This window comes from Klebsiella sp. RCJ4 (assembly GCF_009025755.1).
In the GTDB taxonomy this organism is placed as follows: Bacteria; Pseudomonadota; Gammaproteobacteria; order Enterobacterales; family Enterobacteriaceae; genus Klebsiella; species Klebsiella michiganensis.
In genome coordinates this window covers 1-21,045 of record NZ_WCIN01000003.1, presented here as the reverse complement: position 1 = coordinate 21,045, position 21,045 = coordinate 1, and the positions used below count along the sequence as shown (strand labels likewise).

Genomic DNA, 21,045 nt, shown 5'->3' with positions numbered 1-21,045 from the left:
GTTCCGGGCGTGACCGACAAAGATCTTTACGGCGGGATGATCCGTTTGCACATCCTGCATCATGCAGCCAAAGAACCCGTCTTTGGTCTGGGCATCATTGAGGAATTGCGACACCACGGTTATCAACTCAGCCCGGGTACCCTGTATCCGATGCTGCACGGTATGGAAAAGAAGGGGTATCTCACCTCACGACATGTTCAGGCCGGTCGACGAAGTCGGCGAGTATATGAAATCACCGGACAAGGGCACATAGCGCTAACGGACGCCAGAAACAGGGTGAAAGAGCTGTTCGGTGAACTTGTTGAAGGCAAATGATATGCCTATGGTTTTAGTCCGGTCTGCCGTCTTCTGAAAACGACAGACACATGTAAGATTATCCGCTGCCTGGCAGAAGGAGACTTTGTGAAAACGCTCATGGTGTGTATTTATACGATCAGAAGGCGTTATATTTTTTCCTGATTGACGCGGTACGAAAGTTCCTGATGACTCTCTTTTCGTTCGCTGTAGCGATCTGCAAGGTAGCTGGTTTGTCCCCTGAGCAGCAACGTAATTTTAAACAACTCCTCTGCGACATCTACGATACGGTCGTACCATGAGGACGGCTTCATCCTTCCGTTCTCATCAAATTCCTGCCAGGCTTTCGCCACCGAGGACTGGTTGGGAATTGTGAACATCCGCATCCAGCGGCCCAGAATGCGCATCTGGTTCACGGCATTGAAGGACTGCGAACCGCCGCAAACCTGCATCACTGCAAGTGTCTTGCCCTGCGAAGGACGAACCGCGCCTTCACTCAACGGTATCCAGTCGATCTGCGCCTTCATCACCGCGCTCATAGCCCCGTGCCGTTCCGGCGAGCTCCACACCATCCCGTCACACCATCTGACCAGCCCGCGTAGCTCGGAGACTTTAGGGTGCGTATCCGGGGCATCATCCGGCAGGGGTAAACCGGAGGGGTTAAAGAATTTCACCTCCGCGCCCATCGCCGTCAGCAGGCGACCTGCTTCCTCCGCGGCAAAGCGACTGTAGGAGCGCTCCCTTACTGAGCCATACAGGATCAGAATCCGTGGGGGCTCCTGCAGGTGCAGACGTTCGGCAATATGTTGATCAAAACAGTCAGTATTCAGGGCTGGAAATTGTTCCATTTTTCTCCTCCGGAGAGAACAGGTGATTTTAAAGTTAATATATATGATCTAACATATGTGTATTCTAAAGGGAACGGAGTGAAAAATGCTACAACCTGTTCAGCTTTTCAAAATCCTGTCGGATGAAACACGGCTAGCCATCGTCATGCTTCTCCGTGAGTCCGGAGAATTGTGCGTCTGCGATATCTGCGTTGCCACCTCCGAATCGCAGCCCAAAATTTCGCGACATATGGCTATCCTTCGCGAGGCTGATCTGGTTCTTGACCGTCGGGAAGGCAAATGGATCCACTATCGTCTGTCACCCCATATTCCGGCGTGGGCAGCAGAGACAATCACGACGACCTGGCAGTGTCTGCGCGAGGATGTACGTGAATGGCTGGACAAATCAGCCTGCACCTCCTGCTGAGGCAGGAAAACATATTTACAAAATCATATATGATGGGGTCTGAGATGCTTTTGGCAGGGAGTATATTTTTACTGACGCTGGTACTGGTGATCTGGCAACCCAGAGGCCTGAGTATTGGTTGGAGCGCGAGTATCGGGGCTGTGCTGGCGCTGGGAACCGGTGTCATCCATATCGCTGATATTCCCGTTGTCTGGAATATCGTCTGGAACGCGACAGCGGCATTTATTGCGGTCATCATCATCAGCCTGCTGCTCGATGAGTCCGGCTTCTTTGAATGGGCCGCACTGCACGTCTCCCGCTGGGGTAACGGACGTGGCCGCCTGCTGTTCACCTGGATAGTCTTGCTCGGTGCCGCTGTTGCTGCTTTGTTCGCCAATGATGGCGCCGCGCTGATCCTGACGCCGATTGTGATTGCGATGCTGCTCGCACTGGGGTTCAGCCAGGGCACGACACTGGCCTTTGTCATGGCTGCAGGATTTATTGCAGATACGGCCAGCCTGCCACTCATTGTTTCTAACCTGGTGAATATCGTCTCGGCGGACTTCTTCGATCTGGGCTTTACGCAGTACGCCTCCGTTATGATCCCCGTGGATGCGGCAGCGATTGCGGCCACGCTGATCATGCTGCATCTCTTCTTCCGCAGGGATATTCCGGCAACGTATGACGTTTCGCTGCTGAAGACGCCTGCCAGTGTGATAAAGGATGCGGCAACGTTCAGGGCGGGCTGGATTGTCCTGTTATTGCTGCTTGTCGGTTTCTTCGTTCTGGAGCCGCTGGGGATCCCTGTCAGCGCGATAGCAGCTGCTGGCGCAGCAGTACTGTTTATCGTGGCGAAAAGAGGTCATGGCATCAACACAGGGAAAGTCCTGCGCAGTGCGCCATGGCAGATCGTGATTTTTTCGCTGGGCATGTACCTGGTGGTCTATGGCCTGCGCAATGCCGGGCTCACGGAGTATCTGTCTGGTGTACTGAACCTGCTGGCAGAAAAGGGGTTATGGGCAGCAACGTTCGGCACCGGCTTCCTGACCGCGTTCCTGTCGTCGGTGATGAACAATATGCCGACGGTGCTGATTGGCGCGCTGTCGATTGACGGGAGTACGGCGACTGGCGTCGTCAAAGAGGCAATGATTTATGCCAACGTGATTGGCTGCGATTTAGGCCCGAAAATCACCCCGATTGGCAGTCTGGCAACCCTGCTTTGGCTGCATGTGCTTGCCCAGAAAAATATAACGATCACCTGGGGTTATTACTTCCGCACGGGCATTATCATGACTCTGCCCGTGCTGTTTGTCACTCTGGCCGCGCTGGCGTTGCGGCTTTCCATCACTTTGTAATGAGATAAAGATATGAGCAACATTACCATCTATCACAACCCGGCCTGCGGCACTTCACGCAACACGCTGGAGATGATCCGTAACAGCGGTAACGAACCGACCATTATTTATTATCTCGATACGCCACCGACCCGTGATAAGCTGATTAAACTTATTTCAGATATGGGAATTACGGTGCGTGCATTGCTGCGTAAGAATGTTGAGCCTTATGAACACCTGGGCCTTGATGAAGAGAAATTCAGTGATGAGCAGTTGATTGATTTTATGCTTCAACATCCGATCCTGATTAATCGGCCGGTAGTCGTTACGCCGCTTGGCACTCGTCTTTGCCGCCCTTCAGAAATAGTGCTGGATATTCTACCTGAAGGTCAGAAAGGAGCGTTTACCAAAGAGGACGGCGAAAAGGTCATTGACGAAACGGGGAAGCGGGTTAAGTAACCTGTTTTTTTCGTCTCATTTTTATCGTATTCGGGTGTCTGTCTGTACCATGCAGACGCTCGCTTTTTGTAATGCCAGCTAAAGAAACAGGCTTAACGTAGGATATTTTCCGTTTGCCAAGCGGCCCCCATATTGAATGGCTGACGGTACTGGATTTCGATGAGATAAAAATAGACCGTATTTTTATTGCCAATATTGATGACCCGGTGAAGCGAGCGCTACTTGTTTCTGTGGTGAAAGGGTTACGTGGTACTGGCAAACCACTGGTGTTTGTAGGGGTGGAAACGCCAGGACAGTTTGAATTCGTCCGTTCTCTTGGCCTCGGTTACCTAGTTCAGGGCTGGTATACCGGAAAACCCGAAACAATATCTGCGATGAATATTCAGGGTTAAAACGATACGGGGCCCGGCCCGTATCGGCAACCTGACCCGTCAGCGTATCGCTTTCTGTCTGAAGCCGGTTCAGGTCGGCTTCTATCTGCGCGATGCGGCGGGAGATTTATTCAGAACGACTGCCGAAGTTCATCCGGCGAAGCTTATCCAGCTGCGCCTGCAGATGGTCTATTTCGCGCTCCCGGTCGGCCTGCTTTTCCAGCAGGGCGCGGTTCAGCGCTTCCTGTTCGGACAGGCGCTGTTTCAGCAGAAGGATGTCGTCAGGGGGAGGTGTTGTTCATAAGCCCGCATTTTACCAGGCTTATTCAACGACAACCAGGATAAAGAGGCCTACAACATGGTCAGGGACGTAAGCAGTCTTTTAGGCTGCCGCCAGTCGATGCCTTCCAGAAGCATTGCCAGCTGCGCCGGGGTCAGGAACACTTTGCCATCGCGGGCAGAGGGCCAGGCGAAGCGGCCGCGTTCCAGCCGGTTGGTCAGCAGGCACAGCCCGTCGCCGGTGGACCACAGCAGTTTGACCTTACTGCCGCTGCGGCCCCGGAAGATGAAGACATGGCCGGACATCGGGTCATCTTTCAGCATCGTCTGCACCTTTGCGGCGAGACCATTGAAGCCGTTGCGCATGTCGGTGATACCGGCAACCAGCCAGATTTTGGTGCCTGTTGGCAGGTGGTTATCACTTCCTTTATCTGTCCTGTGATGATCCTTATGACTTCGCCAGACTACTTCACCACACACATGGGTCTGCCAGATACCGGTTCGGGATGGATTTCCGCTTCTACGCTGAACACCGTCTTTAGAAGCTCTGGTTTCATCACTGCTTCCGGAGCACCTTGCGCCATCACGCGACCGCTTGCCAGTACCACCAGATGATCGCAATAGCGGCTGGCCTGATTCAGATCGTGGAGTACCGTCACTACGGTTTTCCCCTGCCTTTTGAGTTCAACCATCAGGCGCATCAGTTCAACCTGATGATTGATATCGAGGTAGGTCGTAGGCTCATCAAGAAGAATGAGTGGGGTATCCTGTGCCAGCACCATCGCCAGAAACGCACGCTGGCGCTGGCCGCCGGAAAGCTGGGTTAACCTGCGGTCAGCCAGATTGCGCGTCCGGGTCTGACTCATTGCCACGTTGACCCGCTCGTTGTCTTCCGCGGAGAGTCGCCCCCACAACGACAGCCACGGGCTGCGGCCGTAGGAAACCAGTTCCCGTACAGTGATCCCCTCGGGGGATAAATGGTGTTGCGGCAGTAAAGCCAGGCGGCGAGCCAGCTGGCGGGCGGAAAAACCGGCTATGGGTTTTTCATCAAGCAATATCTCGCCAGAGTCTGGTGTTAACAGGCGAGAAAAACAGTTCAACAGCGTCGATTTCCCGCAACCGTTAGGGCCGAGCAGGGCCGTGATTTTTCCAGCAGGCAGGGCGAGAGAAAGTCCATCCAGCACGGTTTGTGCGCCATAGCTGACGGTCAGATTTTCAGTACGTAATCTCATTTATCGCATTTTCACAAGCAGCCAGACAAACCACGGTGCGCCGATAATGGCGGTCAGCACGCCTGCCGGAAGCTCCAGCGGCGGATGAATGATTCGTGCCAGCAGATCGGCAATGACCAGCAACAACGCGCCCGTCAGGGCCGAAACGGGCATCAGCCAGCGGTGACGCCCGCCGGCGATCCTGCGCACCATGTGCGGCACGACGAGACCAATAAAACTTATCGGGCCACAGACGGCCACGCCGGTTGCTGTCATCGCGACAGCCAGCATCAGCCCCTGGAACCGGGTGCGCTGAACCGACACGCCGAGCGTGGCTGCTCGTGCATCGCCCAGCGCCAGCAGGTCGAGATCGCGACAAAAGCGCAGGCTCAGCGGCAAAAACAGAATGAGCAACGGCACGGCAATCTTCACAAAGTGCCAGTCGCGCCCCCATAAGCTACCCGTCAGCCACAGCAGGGCACTGTTTACATCCTGCGGGTGCAGGAGCATCAGGTAATCCGTCAGGCTCGCCCAGCAGGCGGAAAGCGCCACGCCGGTGAGCGCCAGCTTCATCGGCTGGTGGGTCTTTGCCAGCATCTTCAGCAAGATCAACCCCGCCATACCGCCCGCAAAGGCCAGCAGCGGCAACACCATCACGGATAGTGATGGCATAAGAAGCAGTGCTCCCACAGAGGCAAGGCTGGCGGCATGGTTAATGCCGAGAATATCCGGTGATGCTAGCGGGTTACGCACAATCCCCTGTACCAGCACGCCCGCCACGGCGAGGGCTGCACCGACAAACAGTGCCAGCAGCAAGCGCGGCAGTCGGTACTCCATCAATACATAATAATGCTCGCGTCCGTCCTGCCAGTCGGTCAGCAGCGCGCGCCACGGCACGGGGATCACCCCCATATGGAGTGATAACAGCGCACAGCCTGCCAGGGCAAGGGTGATGAAAATGACCAGCGCAATTTTCATCCTCGCCTCCTCACCAGCCAGACAAAGCAAGGACTGCCAATCAGCGCCAGCACTGCGCCTGCGGGCAGATCGCCGGGGAAGGCCAGCGCGCGTGCGAGTACATCTGCCATCAGCATCAGCGTGGCCCCCAGCAGCATGCTCACCGGCAGTACGTTGCGCTGATCGAAGCCTGCCCAGAAGCGCGCCAGATGTGGCACCAGCAGGCCGATAAACGCCACCGGACCTGCCACACTGACGCACGCGCCAACCAGAAGCAGCACTAACATATTGATGATCAAACGTAGTCTCGGCAGGTTCACTCCCAGCGTATGGGCGGTACTGTCGCTGACGTTGAGCAGGTTCAGTTGATTCGCCAGCAGCAACACGGCAGGGACTGCAGTGACCACCACCGGCAAGAGCTGCCAGACATCCTGCCAGTGGGCGTGGGACACTCCGCCTGCCAGCCAGTAAAAGATGCCGTAAGCATGATCTTCGGCCAGCAGTAGGGTGATGCGGGTCAGGGCCATACAAAAGGCCGACAGCGCGATACCCGCGAGGATCAGTTTGTTTCTGTCCTGGGTATGACGAAACCCGCCTCCTGCGGTCATGACCAGCAGCCAGCTCACGCCGCCCCCGCATGCCGCGATGAACGACAGGGAATAGCCTGCAACCGGCGTCGGACTCAGCGCGCTGGTAAGCGCCATAGCCAGCGCCGCGCCGCTGTTAATGCCGAGCAGTGAAGGAGAGGCCATTGGGTTGTGGGTCAGGGTTTGCAGCAGCGTGCCCGCGAGCGCCAGGCTTGCGCCGATCAGAACGGCGACCAGGCTTCGCGGCAAACGAAGGTTTTGCACCAGCGCTTCTGGTAGCGTTGGCGTGTGTCCAGGCAGCAGGGCGCGGATTGCGTCTGCTCCGGAAACAGGAATGGCCGAGTAGCAAAACAGACTCAGCCAGAAAATAATAATAAGTACTGCAACGGGAAGCCCCCACAGCAGCACCGGGTGTTTTAGCGCGGTCATTTCACATCGGTAAGCGGCTGATGGTGGAAGATTTTTACCGTGTCAGCGGCAATACGCTCTGCGGCAAAAATACCGCGCATCCGCGCCCAGGCGTTACTGTCGACTGAAGCAACCTGCTGCTTCTGCGCGGCGGTTAATATCTGCCAGAGCGGATCTTGTTGCCAGCGTTTAACAATGCTCTCTTCGCGATAGTGGGCAACCAGCAGCCAGGCAGGATTGACCGCCAGCAGTTGCTCCAGGCCGATGGACGGCATGGACGCGCCCGCCATCGCAGCGGGAACGTTCAGCCCCAGAGAAGCCAGCACGCTGCCGGTCCAGGTCTCCTGGGTATGCAGGTTGAATAGCTGTTCGCGTGATGTGCCAAAGGCCACGCGTGTCCCTGTGGGAAGCTGGCTGGCCCACTGCGCCATCTTCTCTTTATGTTGTTCCAGACGCGCCTGCATCTCTCGTTTTTTACCTACCACTTCGCCGATGATAGCCGCTGAGTGCAAATTTTCAGCGTAGGTTTCGTTGCGGGACTTAAGCAGCAGTACCGGCGCGATTTGCTGCAAGGCGGTGTAAATCCCCGCATGGCGACTGCTGTCGGCAATGATCAGGTCTGGTTTCAGGGCAGCAATGGCTTCCAGGCTCGGCTGCGCGCGCGTTCCGACGGACTGCCACGGTTTCAGGTGCGCACGCACTTCGGGCAGGATGCGTTTTGCATCGTTATCGTCGGCAATACCGATCGGGCTGACGTCCACGGCGGCCAGCGCATCGGCGAACGAGAGTTCCAGCACCACAATCCGTTGTGGCGTTTTATCGAGTGTAAACGTGCCGTGTTCGTCCTGAACCGTGGCGGCAAAGGCGTGGCCGATCACCAGCAGCAGGCCTGCAAAAAGAAAACGGATAAATGCCAACATAGTCACATTCCAGCTAAAAGCCCGGCAAGCCGGGCGTTAACACATCAGAACTTCAACGACCCCTGCATATACAGCGTGCGCGGCTGGCCTGCGTAGATGCCTTTGTTGTTGTCGTCATAAGAGCGGATGAAGTAGTCCTGGTCGAAGATGTTTTTCACACCGAACGCCAGGTTCAGATCTGCCATCTGCGGGCCAAAGTCATACGCCACGCGTGCGCCCCAGAGCATGAAGCCGGGAATGCGGCCGGTACTGCCGTCGGCGCTCTCTTTCACCGTATTGGCGTTATCCGCAAACTGGCTGGACTGGAAATCGCTGTTCAGATTGAACGTCCAGTTGCCCGGCTTGTAGTCCACGCCCAGCGTGCCTTTATGTTTCGGGGAGAATGGCACCTGAATGCCATAGGTGTCGCCTTTCTCGCGGATTTCCGCGTTCACATACGCATAGCTGGCGTAGACGGAAACGTTATCAAGCGTTGGCGTTAGCGTACCCAGGTCGTAACGTGCCTGCGTTTCCAGCCCGGTATGGCGCGTTTTGCCACGTGCAGTGACGGTGTCGTTGGTCTGGTTGGAGTCGTACTGATTGTTAAAGTTAATTAGGAACAGCCCCGTTTCCGCCGTCAGCGCGCCGTCGTCGTAGCGGGTACCGAGTTCCCAGGTTCGCGCTTTTTCCGGTTCCACATTGCCGCTTTGCACAGCCTTGCCAATCTGGCTGTACTGTACGGTGCCGAACGAGCCTTCAGTGTTTGCATAAAGATTCCAGCTATCAGTCAGGTGATAGAGCACGTTCAACGCCGGAAGCGGTGCGTTATAGCTCACCTCTTCGTGCGTGCCTTTGATGGCGTTGTTCTGGTATGACTCGATATGTTCGAAACGCATACCCGGCGTGATGGTCCAGTTGCCGATGTCGATTTTGTCATCCAGATACCAGGCGTGCGCCTCGGTGCCGGAACGCGTGTCGCGGTCGTAAGGGCTTGAGCCGGACGGCAACTGCCCGCTGCTGGTGGCGGTGTAGTAACGCATTTCATGCGTTGATTCATTCACATAGCGATAGCCCACGCCCACTTCGTGCGCGGAAGGGCCGATCATAAAGCTCTGGCTGTAGCGTGGCTCAATACCGCGCACCCAGTAGTTACGCGGCGAGAGGGTGATGCGTTTGCCTTGCTCCAGGTAGCCGCTGCGCAGGGTTTGGGTGTAGAACCCCTGAATGTTGAATTTATGCTGGCTGTCCGGCTGGAACTGGTAGCCCAGGCTCGCCAGCTTGCGACGGCCCCAGAAGCGGTCATACGGGCGGGTGGATTGCCAGCGATCGGCGTCGTAATCCGCGCGGGACAGGCCGCCGGGCATGTCGGCTTCACCATCGTAATATTGCAGCAGGCTGTTGAAGGTGTGCACCTCATTCGGCGCATATTTGCTTTTCAGCATCAGGTCGTCGATGCGGGTGGCGCTGTGCTCGCGCCAGTCACTGCCGCGCGTGCCGGAGTAGAGCAGCGCGGTGCCAAAACCGTTGTCCGCTGTGCCGCCCACCATCAGGTTGTGGGTCTCTTTCGGGTTGTTTTGTGAAGAGGTTGGGCTGAGCTGACCTTCCACCCCCGCCTCGATACCAAAGTCCTGCGGAATGGCGCGGGTAACAAAGTTCACCACGCCGCCCACGCTCTGCGGTCCGTAACGCACCGCACCACCACCGCGCACCACGTCAATGGCATCCATGTTGCCGAGCGAAACGGGAGCCAGGGAAAGCTGCGGCTGACCGTAAGGGGCAAAGGGGACGGGGATGCCGTCCATCAGGACGGTCGAGCGGCTGGCGAGGCGTGGGTTCAGGCCCCGGATGCCAAAGTTCATCGCCAGGTCGTGGCTGCCGGTGCCGTTGTTTTCCGGCGCGCTGACGCCAGGGATGCGGTTAAGCACCTCACGCATGGTGGTTGCGCCGGTTTTGGCGAAATCCTCACGGCGGATCACGTCACGCGCGCCAGCATGTTCAAATACGTCGTTTTCACGCGCATCGCCCAGCCAGTCGCCGACCACGGTCAGGGCATCTTCTTTTGGCGCGGGCGCGGTCTCCAGCGTCCAGCTGTTATTTCCCAGCGGTTTTACCTGCAGTCCGCTGCCGTCCAGCAGCTGTTGCAGGCCGCTCTCGACGTCGTAATCTCCGTGCAGGCCGTTGCTCTGCTTGCCGCGCGTCAGGCTGGCGTCAACCGAGAGGGTAATTCCGCTGTGTGCGGCATACTGATTGAGCGCTTTGTCGAGCGATCCCGGTGTGATATCAACCTGTGCAGCAAAAGCGGAAAACGAGAGACCGGCCAGCGGCAGCAGGCTCAGGCGAATGGCGTTAACCAAAGGTGTTGTTTTACGAAAAACGCGTAACGGCGTCATACCTTCTCCATCATCATTTTTGTTGTGTTCAGCTATGAGTCGAACGAGAAGGGTAAAAAGGACAATCGAAATGAGAATTATTTTTCTTACAGCGGTGAAATGTTTATCCAGTACCGCGTAATAGACTGAATTTTAACGGGAAGCGTTTGAGCGATAACGTTCAGGATCGCATCGGTATTTTTCAGCGGGAACGTCCCGCTCAGGCGCAGCCCGGCAACGGCGGGATCGCAGCGCAGCACGCCGTTGCGGTAACGGCTTAGCGTGGCTATCACCTCACCCAGCGGTTTATCGCTGAAGCTCAGGATGCCCTTCGTCCAGCTTGTACTCTCGTCATCCAGCGGTTTCACTGCGCCAAACTCAGAGGCGCTGAACTGCAGGCTTTCACCAGCGTTCACGATGCGTTTTTGCGCGGGGGCACTGGCGAGAAGCACTTCCACGGCGTGCTGCTGCACGTCAAGCTGCGTGAAATTATCCTGCTGGCGGACGGTAAATTCTGTCCCTAAAGCGGTGAGTTGGCCCTGACGGGTCAGGACGCGGAAGGGGCGTTGCTGCGCATCTTTCGCGGTAGTAATGGCGATTTCACCGTACCAGAGCCGGACGGTGCGCTGATGCGCATCAAAACGCACATCCGCCGCGCTTTGGGTATTCAGCGTGAGCAGGGAGCCATCTTCCAGTTGCTGACGGCTGACTGCGCCTTTGGCGGTGCGGTAATCTGCCCGCAGACCTTCGCCGGTTTCCGACTGCCAGAGTTGCCAGCCTCCGCCAGCGCCGAGCAACAGCAGTAATCCTTTCATCACGTGACGGCGGGTGAGGCGGGTATCGTGCAGCGCCCGGCTGGCAACGTCGCCAGGCACACCGCCAAGCTGGTTGCGCAGGTTTTCAACCTGCTGCCAGGCCCACTGGTTATCCTGATCCTGTTCATACCACTGTTGCCAGCGCGCTTCCTGTTGTGGGCTGACGCGCTCGCCGCTTAGCACGGCATACCAGTGGGAAGCTGAACGCAGCGCCTGACGGCGGGAATCGGTTAACGAAGGATTCATAACCCATGCTCCAGACGAAACAGCAGGCAGTGCTCGACGGCTTTCGCCACGTATTTTTTCACGGAGCTGACGGAAACACCGAGTTTGTGCGCAATCTCGCTGTATGTCAGGCCATCCAGTTGCGAAAGCAGAAACGCTTCACGTGTTTTTCCGTTTAGCCCGTCCAGCATGCTGTCGACGAGTTGTAGGGTCTCGAGCTGGCTTTCGCGTTCCTCAGGTGAAGGCGCTACCCCCTCCGGCATAAGCGCCAGCATCTCCAGATACGCTTTTTCCAGCGCGTTTCGGCGAAACAGGTCCACCATCACGCGTTTGGCGATAGTGCACAGGAAAGAGCGAGGATCGCGGATCGTCGAGAGCGTTTCGCTGCTCATTACCCGCAAAAAAGTGTCCTGGGCAATGTCATCTGCATCAAAGGCAGACTGGAGTTTGCGCGTCAGCCAACTTTTCAACCAGCCGTGATGGGTGCCATAAAGCGACTCGAACGTTAAGGAAGCTGTGGTAGTGGCACGGTCAGACATGCGGAGTGCATCAAAAGTTAATTATCACGTAGCCATATTAATATGAGAATGGTTATCATTACAATTGGAAATAAAATTGTTTCCAATAAACATTTTTAAAATGTTGTTTTTCTAAGTGTTATAAGGTAGGTATAAAATGGGATGGATCCTATGCTTCTGGCATCTGTCGGTCAGAATGACATCATGATGTGGTCTGCTATTATTGACATCCTCCCCGCCCTTTAGGGCGGGGAGGATGTCAACTATGAGTGTTGCCTGAAATGTCGCCAGCCCCCGGTACAGCAGAAGTATCTCGGGCTTTCTGCGTTTGCTCCTGGTGGGTATGGCCCCCGCAAGCGGGGGTTATTGCTAACTGTCGTTTCAACAAAAAGTAACTTTTTTCACTTTGCCCCTCAGTACAAATTAGGGGCTTGCCGCGGATGTACCATGCCTGAATATCTTCGAGTGATGATTTGGTGCGGCTTTGTTGAATAAATCAGATTTCGGGTTCCACCTGACTGACCTGCTGCCAGAGCGGGGCGTGATGCTCCGGCACGGTCTGCCAGCCGGATGCAGCCGAACAGAGACGGTGCGATGCCATCTGCTGCTCATTATTTTCTTATCAAGGCGCAGCACAGGAGTCATTCGGCATGCTTATATATTAGCTGCAATAATATTATGCTCAGGACCATAGGGGAAATGAGTTATGTTCTCTGCTGCCATTTCGGTTACGACCAGGATATCGTGTTCGCGGTAACCACCGTGCCCCGGCATGCTCTCCGGCAGCATGATCATCGGCTCCATCGAGACAACCATTCCTGGTGCCAAAACGGTCTCAATATCCTCGCGCAATTCTAAACCGGCTTCACGACCATAATAGTGACTCAGTACGCCGAACGAATGACCATAACCAAAGGTCCGGTACTGCAGAAGACCATGCTCGCGATAAATTTCATTAAGCGAGGCGGCAATGTCGCAACAACGTGTGCCTGGACGGATTAACTCCTGCCCACGGCGGTGCACTTCGCAGTTGATCTCCCAGCAACGTAGTTGCTCATCGCTGGGCTGACCGAAGAACAGTGTTCGTTCCAGCGCGGTATAGTAGCCGGCAATCATTGGAAAACAGTTCAGCGATAAAATATCGCCTGCCTTGAGACGACGGGATGTCACCGGATGGTGTGCTCCATCAGTATTCAAGCCAGACTGAAACCACGTCCAGGTATCACGCAATTCAACATGCGGCAGGCGTTTCGCGATTTCCCGGGTCATCGCTGACGTGGCCGCCAGTGCGATTTCATACTCGGGAACATTTTCGGCAATCGCCTCGATACATGCCGCACCCCCGAGGTCGGCGACCTGGGCACCAAATTTAATAAGCGCGATCTCTTCGGCAGACTTAATCATGCGCATACGCATCGTCGCCGGGGCAATATCAACAAACTCTGTCTGGGTTAAGTAATGACAAAATTTAGCACGCTGTTCGATCGTCACATGGTCGCCTTCAAGGGCAATCCGCCGGCTATCATCAGGAACCACTTTGCGCACTGCCCGGTAATAGTTATCACGCTGCCAGTCCGTGTAAACGATATTTGCACCGTAGCTACGACGCCATCCCTGGCCGCCATCGATATTGGTGGTAATTAAAAATGACTGGCTCGGCGTCACCACCAGGGCATACTGGCGTCCAAAGCTACAATATAAAAAATCGCCGTAATAATTAATATTATGAACCGAGGTTAAAATAACTGCATCAATGCTATCTGCCTCCATGATGGCGCGTAATCCTGACAGTCGGCGCTGCATTTCATGGGTGCTGAACGTTCCTTTTACTTTTTGTCCATTAGCTAATTCAATAATATCTGGCATGCTCATGATAAACTCCGTTGTTGATAATGGCGTGTTGTCATCATCTGGAAAACGATATCTTGCGACAAACGGAGATTATTAATTTGTCGTCATTAGCTGGCCTTATGCAGTGTATATTCACTGAGGATTTGCTTGCGTTCTGCAATATGACGCGCGGTTTCCTCCGTCAGCCAGTTGATCAACGCCTGAACGCGTGGCCGTTTCTCATTATTACGCGGACAGGTTAACCACACCTGTCCGTCTTCGACGATATCTGTAAAAGGGCGTATCAGTGCGCCATTGCGAACCTCCGTTGCACACAAAGAGTGACGACTTAAGGCGATCCCTTGTCCGGCGCAGGCGGCCTGGAGCACGAGGTCGGCACGGGAAAAGCCGGTTCCAGCCTCAACATCCAGGTCATAGAGCCCGAGGCGGGCAAAATAAGATCGCCAGTGGGTGCTATAGGCATTTTGCGGCATGGAATCATGTAGTAAGCGTAAACCGCAGAGATCGCTGTAATTTTTCAGAGGTCGGTTTTTCATCAAATCCGGGCTGATCACAGGATAGATCACATCATTGAACAGGTGTCGTTGAATTAAATTTTTATCGTCAACCCAAAAAGGAGTAATGGCGATATCGACTGCGTCAGATTTAAAATTGGCGGGTGTCATATCGGCATCAATTTCCAGACTGACAGGGTAGTGCTCATAAAACTGATGTAATCGGGGAAGCAGCCATTTGGTTGCAAAGGACGGCATAACCCGAATCTTTATGGTGCCCTCAAGAGTTTCTTCACCGGTTTGGTGCAGCGTGGTTTCAAGGATGGAAAATGCCTGACGCACCCCGATAAACAGCTGTTCACCCTGCGGGGTTAAGCGTAACCCTGCGGGAGTCCGGTGAAAGACAAGATAGCCAAGATGTTGTTCAAGTAATTGAATTTTCTGGCTTACCGCACTCTGAGTAAGAAAAAGTTCCTGCGCGGCACGGGTAAAACTAAGATTACGCGCCGCGGCATCAAAGTAGCGCAAACCGTCCAGGGACGGCAAACCTGGTTTAGGTTGCATCATCGGTTTCTCTGTTGCTAAATAACCTGCAATAAGCACTATTCATGCCAAAGGCACCATTAGCCGTGCTAATAGTTATCAGTTAGAAACCACCGTTTGTCGCCGCTAAGAGAATGAATAAATATTATCAGCGTCATTCAAATTCGCGGAGAAATCTCATGAAAAATAAACTGTGGCTGTTACTGTCAATGTCTGTCATACAACTTTCACCATTAATGATACCCACTGCCCAGGCTGATTTGCTGGATGATATTAAGCAAAAAAAAGAAATAGTGATTGCCACAGAAGCGCGCTATGCCCCTTTTGAAATGCTTGAAGATGGCAAAATAGTCGGTCTGGGAAAAGATATTCTCACGGAAGTCATGAAGGGATTACCCGGGGTGAAAGTGGTTCAGCTGGATATTCCATTTCAGGGGATTTTACCCGGACTGGAAAGCAAACGATTCGACTTTGTGGCAACCTCTTTAACCATCACCCGCGATCGAGAAGCTAAATTCGCCTTTACCGCTCCCTTTTCTGACGCCAGCGTAGCCATTCTGAAACGCAAAGGGGATAGCCGTATTAACAGCGCCAAAGATCTCCAGGGCATGATTGTCGCCAGTCAGGCCGGGGCGCCGCAGATTGCTGTGCTAAAAGAGTATGAAGCATCGGTACTTAAACCCACCACCGGTCACGGCGTTAAAGAAATAAAAGCCTTTATTGATTATAACGAAGCTTACGCGGCATTGGCGGCACATCGTGTTGACGCGGTTGTGCAATCGCTGCCGAACCTCGCGCCGTTGGTGAAAACACGTGGTGATACGTTTGAAATTGTACGCCCGCCGTTTGGCCCGGCCACCTGGTATGCATGGGCCGGAAGAAAAGATGCGGATAGCGCCTCACTGGTCAAATTTGTCAGCGACGGCATTGTGCAGTTGAATAAATCGGGAAAACTGGCGCAGCTACAAACCAAATGGCTGGGTTTTTCTATGGCCGTTCCAGAGCAAGTTCCAACCCCGGCAAACTAATTTGATGGATACTGGAGGGCAATATGTTTGATATTTCGGTGGTGTTTCCCTATTTCCCTCAGCTATTAATCGGCGTGCTCAGTACTCTGGCTGTATCACTGAGCGCAATTTTCACAGGATTGATCCTCGGTTGGTTAATTTGTCTGGGGTTAAATTCTCCGCAGCGTCTCGTGCGCTGTTTTTGCAAAATCTATGTCAGTTTTTACCGTGGCACGCCGTTACTGGTCCAGTTGATATTAATATTTTATGCTTTGCCGGCCGTGGGGATCACGCTTTCGCCATTGCTGGCGGCGGTTGTTGCCCTCTCATTAAATACCGCGGCCTTTCAGGGGGAGATTCTTCGGGCCGGTTTTAACATGTTACCCAAAGGCCAGCTGGAGGCAGCACGAGATTTTGGCTTTTCAGCGGCGCAAACCCTGTTTTATATTCAGATGCCGCAGGTGTTGCGTACCATGATGCCGGCATTGATTAATGAAACCATTGATATTATCAAAAATTCGGCACTGGTCTCGGTGGTGGCGGTCCATGAGTTGATGAGAGTGACGCAAACGTTGGCCTCAACCACCTATCGGCCGCTGGAGTTTTATACGGCATGTGGGCTCCTTTATTTCCTGACCTCATGGGGGCTGAGTATCGCTGGCGTCAGGTTAGAGAAAAACCGCTCATCTTCGGCTAAAAGGGTATTAGCAAAATGAATGTTGAGATACTTTTTACCTATAAAGATGCCATCGCCGCCGGTATTTTAATGACCCTAAAAATGAGCCTCGGCGGTATCCTGCTGGGGCTGGCGATCGGTCTGTGTTTTTTTCTCCTCGAAAGACAAAAACCAGCGCTACTTAATGTGATATACCATACATGGATTAATGTTTTTCGCGGCACGCCGTTACTGGTACAGCTATTTTTAGTCTTTTATGGTGGGCCCTATATTGGTATTAACCTCGAGGCCCAACAGGTCGGAGTACTGTGCCTGGGCTGTTATGGTTCCGCTTATTTTTCGGAAATATTCCGTGCAGGTCGCAATGCTGTCTCTGGCGGACAAAGCGAAGCGGCGGCAGACCTTGGTTTAAGTCCGTGGCAAATATTTACTTTCATTGTCTGGCCGCAAATGTTCGCGAGAATTATCCAGCCACTGATTGGTCAGAGCGTTATTCTGGTAAAAGAGTCGTCGGTGCTGTCGATTATTACGGTTGGTGAACTCACCAATACCGCCATGGCCATTGCCAACCAGACCTATGCGATGGTTGAAATCTACTCCTTAATGGCCATTGTCTATTGGGGAATCGCGATCGGTATCTCCCGTTTGGGTAATAAAATAGAGCGTCATTATTCTTATTCTCAATTAAGCCGAGGTTAATAGTATGCGTGATTATGCTATTGAGATTAACAGCCTCAATAAATATTATGGCGAAAACCATGTTTTACGTGGCATCAATGTCAGCATTACTCCCGGAGAAGTCATTTGCGTGATTGGCGGCTCAGGGTCGGGTAAATCCACGCTGTTACGCTGCATTAACTTTTTGGAGGATTACAGCTCCGGCAGCATTGTGGTGAATGGCGAGTGCGTCGGCTATGAACCACTCAGCGGCGAAAAACGCCGGCGTTTAAGCGACAAGGAAAACCGTAAGGCATTACGCGACGTCTGTATGGTCTTTCAGCAGTTTAATCTGTGGCCGCATATGACGGTACTCGATAACGTAGCCACGCCGTTGCGACGGGTTAAAAAGGTCTCCCGTGAAGCAGCCTACGCCGAAGCGAAAAAGCAGCTGGCGCGGGTTGGTCTGGCAGACAAAGCCGATAGCTGGCCCGCGATGCTATCCGGTGGTCAGCAGCAGCGCGTTGCCATCGCCCGGGCATTGACCATGAAACCCGCCATTATGTTGTTCGATGAACCGACTTCAGCGCTTGATCCGGAGCTGGTCGGGGAGGTGCTAAAGGTCATCCGAAATCTTGCCGATGATGGTATGACCATGATGATTGTGACCCATGAGATGGGGTTTGCCGCAAAAGTCTCCGATCGTGTGCTGTTTCTTGCCGATGGCTGCATTGAAGAGCAGGGACCGCCGGCGCAACTGTTCCATCGGCCGAAAAGCCCGCGGCTGCAGTATTTTTTGTCGTCGTGGAGTGAGCGTCAGTCGGGGACGAGATTACCTGAAACGGCATTTCAGGAGTCAGCATGAAGCTGGGGATTATATTTGGCGCCCTGGCTGGCGCATGCTGGGGATTCATCTTCCTGCCACCGGTACTGCTACCCGAGATCTCACCACTGCTGTTAACCTGCGGTCGCTTTGCTACCTATGGAATACTGGCGGCAATATTACTTATACCTCAATGGCGCAACATTGCCCGCGTCTGGCATCATCGCGATCTGCTGACGCTGATCCGTCTTTCGCTGATGAGCAATGTCCTCTATTTTCTGCTCGTCGCGGTGGCCGTAAAGCAGGTCGGTATTGCCGCGACATCGTTAGTGATAGGTTTAATTCCGGTGATGGTTCCGGTGCTTGGTCGCAGGGACCAGCATGCGCCGCCCTTCAGGCAATTATTGCTGCCGATGGCGGCTATCATTGCCGGAGTGGTGCTGATTAATCTGCATGCGCTACAAACATCCTCGCACCAAGTTACAGAAGGAAAACGGCAGATGCTGGGGATGCTTTGTGCCTTCGCTGCATTACTGTGCTGGAGCCGTTACGCTGTCGAGAACTCCCGCTGTCTGAAAAACCTCCCTTACAACAGCAACCAGTGGTCGCTCCTGATAGGCCTGTGTACGGGATGTATTTCGGTACTGCTGTGGCTCGTCGCCAGTATATTCAGGTTTTCTGCAGTTGACTTGTCGTTACCGGAACACACTCAAACGCTCTTTTGGATAACGAACATGATGTTAGCCGTGGTCTCCTCATGGCTGGGATATCTGGCGTGGAATCTCTGTTCCCGGCGTCTTCCGGTATCACTGACAGGGCAGATGGTGGTTTTTGAAACCCTTTTCGCGCTGCTATATGGTTTTATCTATTCACAGCGCATTCCGGATCTGCAGGAAACTGCCGCCATTTTACTGTTGCTGGGCGGGGTTCTGGTCACGGTACATTACCATCAGCTCAGCCGTCGCGGCTACGCAGGTAATAGTCCGGAAGTCAAGGGTAGCTGATGATGGCTTAATCAGATTCGCGTACATGTACAGAATGTATACTGCACAAATTCACTTAACAAATCATTCAGCGCTCTCCGTACAGACAGCGAAGTCCGGTCAGGGCCCCGTCCAAAGAACCCTCTTCACATTTCGTGGTGAATTCCCGGACCAGTGTCTCAAACGCCTCAGCCGTCAAGAAAATTCACAGCCAGCCCCGGTATCCAGTTGCTGCACATGCAGTGAAAGACCACACGGTCGTGGCCTTTACAGAAACTACCTCTGATTTACCGGGATGGTTGCAGCGTAGGCCCGCAGGGGAGCATCAACATTACTGACGAGCGCTTCCGCCACTTCCGTCAGTGTCTGGGTAGCCCCGAGCCGGGCGTCCTCCACAGTGTAGCAGTGCATGGAGCAGGTTCCTTCCCGGAAGCGGAACCCCAGGCCGAGTACATTGTTGAGAAAAACAACGGGGGCGCCATAGCCCGGATCAGGCACCAGAATGTGACCATTACAGAACGGCAACTCAAACTGATCGAACTCGCCTGCCGGCAGCGCCTGCGTATTCTCTGTGCGAAGGGTCAGCAGCACCTGACTGTGTCCTTTCTGGCCGCTTTCATCCTGAAACACTGCGACCCGGCTGTAAACGCCCACCGCATGCGCCTCGCTGAGACCATTCGCCGGCGCCTTGCCCATGACTTCGCGCAGCTGGTTGATCTGCTGATAATAATCCTGCCGACGATACCAGGCTCCCCAGAAACGCGCGATACTGGCCCAGAAGGCTTCAATCGTCTGTTCATCACGACCGGCGACATCGCAGAACTGAATCGCCACGGATAACCTAGACACTTCTGAGTCGTTGATAATATAGGTTTTCATATTCAACTGGTGGCATCTGCTCGCTCGAACCATGCCGACGCTTACTGTTATAAAACATTTCGATGTAATCAAAAATATCGCTTCTGGCTTCGTCTCTAGTTCCGTAGATCTTTTTCTTAATCCGTTCGCGCTTCAGTAGCTGGAAAAAGCTTTCCGCAACCGCATTGTCGTGGCAGTTTCCGCGACGGCTCATGCTGCCTTCCAGAGCGTGTGATTTCAGGAACGACTGCCACTCATGGCTCGTGTACTGACTGCCCTGATCAGAGTGAACCAGTACCTGCTTTTGAGGATTACGCCTCCACACCGCCATAAGTAATGCGTTCAGGACAATCTCTTTTGTCATTCGGGGTTGCATTGACCAGCCGATAACTTTTCGGGAGAACAGGTCAACCACCACGGCCAGATACAACCAGCCTTCGTGGGTTCGGATGTAGGTTATGTCCGTAACCCAACGTTCATCCGGTGCTTCCGGGTTGAACTGCCGCTGGAGCTTGTTGGGCGTCACAATACTGGCTTCACCTTTACGCGCCCGTGGACTTCGGTATCCGACCTGAGCCTTTATCCCCACACGTTGCATCAACCGCCAGACTTTGTTTACACCGCATTGTTGCCCGGAATCCCGCAGATCGAGATAGATCTTGCGATAGCCATAAACACAGCCCGACTCCAGCCAGAACTGCTTAATATGTCCCGTCAGCTTCAGGTCAGCATGAAACCGTCGTGAATGTGGCTGCTTAAGCCAGGCGTAAAACCCACTCGGATGCACATCCAGCACCTGGCAGAGCAGACGGACAGGCCAGCAACGATTGTTGTCACGGATAAAGGCGTACCTCAGTCGGACAGCTTTGCGAAGTACGCCGCGGCTTTTTTTAATATATCCCGTTCGTCAGTAACCCGCTTTAACTCCTTCTGGAGTCGGCGGATCTCGGCCTGAGCATCTGACTGTTCATTATTAGTGGAAGAATCCGGACCGTACTTCTTTATCCAGGCGTAAAGGCTGTGGGTGGTGATATCGAGACGAGTTGCAACGCTGGAAACAGAATGACCACGATCAACAACCTGTTTGACTGCTTCAATTTTAAACTCTTCAGGATAACGCTTACCGCTCATGGGCACCTCTCTTTAAGTCATCTTAAATGACTCTGGGGTGTCTGTTAAACCCGTGGCGATTCA

Annotated in this window: 23 protein-coding genes and 2 pseudogenes; 10 read left to right on the top strand and 15 right to left on the bottom strand. The window is 53.9% G+C overall.

Going from position 1 to position 21,045, the window contains the following annotated elements; genetic code table 11:
• The first annotated feature begins 9 nt into the window (after nt 1–9).
• Nucleotides 10–315, top strand: a complete 306-nt coding sequence (locus tag F8562_RS00995; RefSeq protein WP_004206574.1) for a PadR family transcriptional regulator — start codon at nt 10–12, stop codon at nt 313–315.
• Between the two features lie 128 nt (nt 316–443).
• On the opposite strand, the gene arsH is transcribed toward F8562_RS00995, so the two are convergent.
• Nucleotides 444–1,142 (bottom strand): arsenical resistance protein ArsH, encoded by a 699-nt coding sequence (gene arsH / locus F8562_RS00990; protein WP_016151343.1) that lies wholly within the window; start codon nt 1,140–1,142, stop codon nt 444–446.
• A gap of 85 nt (nt 1,143–1,227) precedes the next feature.
• Here arsH and F8562_RS00985 point away from each other — a divergent pair, with 85 nt between their 5' ends.
• The 4 genes from F8562_RS00985 to F8562_RS00970 all read left to right on the top strand — a co-directional run bounded on the left by F8562_RS00985 (nt 1,228) and on the right by F8562_RS00970 (nt 3,712).
• Nucleotides 1,228–1,548, top strand: coding sequence for a transcriptional regulator (locus tag F8562_RS00985; RefSeq protein ID WP_004206577.1), 321 nt, complete (start codon nt 1,228–1,230; stop codon nt 1,546–1,548).
• Nucleotides 1,549–1,592: 44 nt separating this feature from the next.
• Nucleotides 1,593–2,882: an arsenic transporter gene (locus F8562_RS00980; protein WP_032409266.1), complete on the top strand. Its 1,290-nt coding sequence runs from the start codon at nt 1,593–1,595 to the stop codon at nt 2,880–2,882.
• A 12-nt stretch (nt 2,883–2,894) separates the two neighbouring features.
• Nucleotides 2,895–3,320: a glutaredoxin-dependent arsenate reductase gene (gene arsC, locus F8562_RS00975; protein ID WP_049593996.1), complete on the top strand. Its 426-nt coding sequence runs from the start codon at nt 2,895–2,897 to the stop codon at nt 3,318–3,320.
• Between the two features lie 113 nt (nt 3,321–3,433).
• Nucleotides 3,434–3,712, top strand: coding sequence for an EAL domain-containing protein (locus F8562_RS00970; protein WP_004118253.1), 279 nt, complete (start codon nt 3,434–3,436; stop codon nt 3,710–3,712).
• 22 nt (nt 3,713–3,734) lie between these two features.
• On the opposite strand, the pseudogene F8562_RS00965 reads toward F8562_RS00970, so the two are convergent.
• The 11 genes and pseudogenes from F8562_RS00965 to F8562_RS00910 form a co-directional block, all read right to left on the bottom strand.
• Nucleotides 3,735–3,993 (bottom strand): annotated as a pseudogene (locus tag F8562_RS00965) (IS66 family transposase); the annotation flags it as partial.
• 49 nt (nt 3,994–4,042) lie between these two features.
• Entirely contained in the window at nt 4,043–4,381 is a 339-nt protein-coding gene (tnpB, locus tag F8562_RS00960; RefSeq protein WP_032414410.1) for an IS66 family insertion sequence element accessory protein TnpB, read from the bottom strand.
• Nucleotides 4,382–4,434: 53 nt separating this feature from the next.
• Nucleotides 4,435–5,202 (bottom strand): Fe(3+) dicitrate ABC transporter ATP-binding protein FecE, encoded by a 768-nt coding sequence (gene fecE / locus F8562_RS00955; RefSeq protein ID WP_004152282.1) that lies wholly within the window; start codon nt 5,200–5,202, stop codon nt 4,435–4,437.
• A complete protein-coding gene (gene fecD / locus F8562_RS00950) occupies nt 5,203–6,159 on the bottom strand; it encodes a Fe(3+) dicitrate ABC transporter permease subunit FecD (RefSeq protein ID WP_049593997.1) in 957 nt (318 codons plus the stop codon).
• Nucleotides 6,156–7,154, bottom strand: coding sequence for an iron-dicitrate ABC transporter permease FecC (gene fecC / locus F8562_RS00945; protein WP_049593998.1), 999 nt, complete (start codon nt 7,152–7,154; stop codon nt 6,156–6,158). The genes fecD and fecC overlap by 4 nt, the downstream gene beginning before the upstream one ends.
• Nucleotides 7,151–8,053, bottom strand: coding sequence for a Fe(3+) dicitrate ABC transporter substrate-binding protein FecB (gene fecB / locus F8562_RS00940; RefSeq protein WP_004118241.1), 903 nt, complete (start codon nt 8,051–8,053; stop codon nt 7,151–7,153). Before fecB ends, fecC begins: the two co-directional genes overlap by 4 nt.
• Nucleotides 8,054–8,097: 44 nt before the next feature.
• Nucleotides 8,098–10,422, bottom strand: coding sequence for a TonB-dependent Fe(3+) dicitrate receptor FecA (gene fecA, locus F8562_RS00935; protein WP_049593999.1), 2,325 nt, complete (start codon nt 10,420–10,422; stop codon nt 8,098–8,100).
• A gap of 86 nt (nt 10,423–10,508) precedes the next feature.
• The gene (fecR, locus tag F8562_RS00930; RefSeq protein ID WP_004118237.1) at nt 10,509–11,462 is read right to left on the bottom strand and encodes a ferric citrate uptake sigma factor regulator FecR; all 954 of its coding nucleotides are present in this window, start codon (nt 11,460–11,462) and stop codon (nt 10,509–10,511) included.
• A complete protein-coding gene (gene fecI / locus F8562_RS00925) occupies nt 11,459–11,980 on the bottom strand; it encodes an RNA polymerase sigma factor FecI (RefSeq protein WP_004118235.1) in 522 nt (173 codons plus the stop codon). Before fecI ends, fecR begins: the two co-directional genes overlap by 4 nt.
• 633 nt (nt 11,981–12,613) lie before the next feature.
• Nucleotides 12,614–13,831 carry an aminopeptidase P family protein gene (locus F8562_RS00915; RefSeq protein ID WP_004206589.1) on the bottom strand — a complete coding sequence of 406 codons (1,218 nt, stop codon included), beginning with the start codon at nt 13,829–13,831 and terminating at the stop codon, nt 12,614–12,616.
• 86 nt (nt 13,832–13,917) lie between these two features.
• Nucleotides 13,918–14,871: a LysR substrate-binding domain-containing protein gene (locus F8562_RS00910; protein ID WP_004206590.1), complete on the bottom strand. Its 954-nt coding sequence runs from the start codon at nt 14,869–14,871 to the stop codon at nt 13,918–13,920.
• A 155-nt stretch (nt 14,872–15,026) separates the two neighbouring features.
• Here F8562_RS00910 and F8562_RS00905 point away from each other — a divergent pair, with 155 nt between their 5' ends.
• Genes F8562_RS00905 through F8562_RS00885 form a run of 5 tightly spaced genes read left to right on the top strand, consistent with a single transcriptional unit; the run spans nt 15,027 to nt 19,014 of the window.
• Nucleotides 15,027–15,875, top strand: coding sequence for a transporter substrate-binding domain-containing protein (locus F8562_RS00905; RefSeq protein ID WP_004206591.1), 849 nt, complete (start codon nt 15,027–15,029; stop codon nt 15,873–15,875).
• Nucleotides 15,876–15,898: 23 nt separating this feature from the next.
• A complete protein-coding gene (locus F8562_RS00900) occupies nt 15,899–16,570 on the top strand; it encodes an amino acid ABC transporter permease (protein ID WP_004206592.1) in 672 nt (223 codons plus the stop codon).
• Nucleotides 16,567–17,229, top strand: coding sequence for an amino acid ABC transporter permease (locus F8562_RS00895; protein WP_004206593.1), 663 nt, complete (start codon nt 16,567–16,569; stop codon nt 17,227–17,229). Before F8562_RS00900 ends, F8562_RS00895 begins: the two co-directional genes overlap by 4 nt.
• A gap of 4 nt (nt 17,230–17,233) precedes the next feature.
• A complete protein-coding gene (locus tag F8562_RS00890) occupies nt 17,234–18,052 on the top strand; it encodes an amino acid ABC transporter ATP-binding protein (protein ID WP_004206594.1) in 819 nt (272 codons plus the stop codon).
• Nucleotides 18,049–19,014: a DMT family transporter gene (locus tag F8562_RS00885; protein WP_004206596.1), complete on the top strand. Its 966-nt coding sequence runs from the start codon at nt 18,049–18,051 to the stop codon at nt 19,012–19,014. Before F8562_RS00890 ends, F8562_RS00885 begins: the two co-directional genes overlap by 4 nt.
• 67 nt (nt 19,015–19,081) lie before the next feature.
• Here the strand turns inward: F8562_RS00885 and F8562_RS00880 are convergent.
• The 3 genes and pseudogenes from F8562_RS00880 to F8562_RS00865 form a co-directional block, all read right to left on the bottom strand.
• Nucleotides 19,082–19,198, bottom strand: a pseudogene (locus tag F8562_RS00880) (transcriptional regulator); the annotation flags it as partial.
• Nucleotides 19,199–19,269: 71 nt separating this feature from the next.
• Nucleotides 19,270–19,842, bottom strand: coding sequence for a hypothetical protein (locus F8562_RS29405; RefSeq protein WP_224376367.1), 573 nt, complete (start codon nt 19,840–19,842; stop codon nt 19,270–19,272).
• A protein-coding gene (locus tag F8562_RS00865) for an IS3 family transposase (protein ID WP_094909581.1) occupies nt 19,835–20,982 on the bottom strand; the annotation gives its coding sequence in 2 pieces (ribosomal slippage) (nt 19,835–20,745 and nt 20,745–20,982; 1,149 coding nt in all). The genes F8562_RS29405 and F8562_RS00865 overlap by 8 nt, the downstream gene beginning before the upstream one ends.
• Nucleotides 20,983–21,045: the final 63 nt, after the last annotated feature.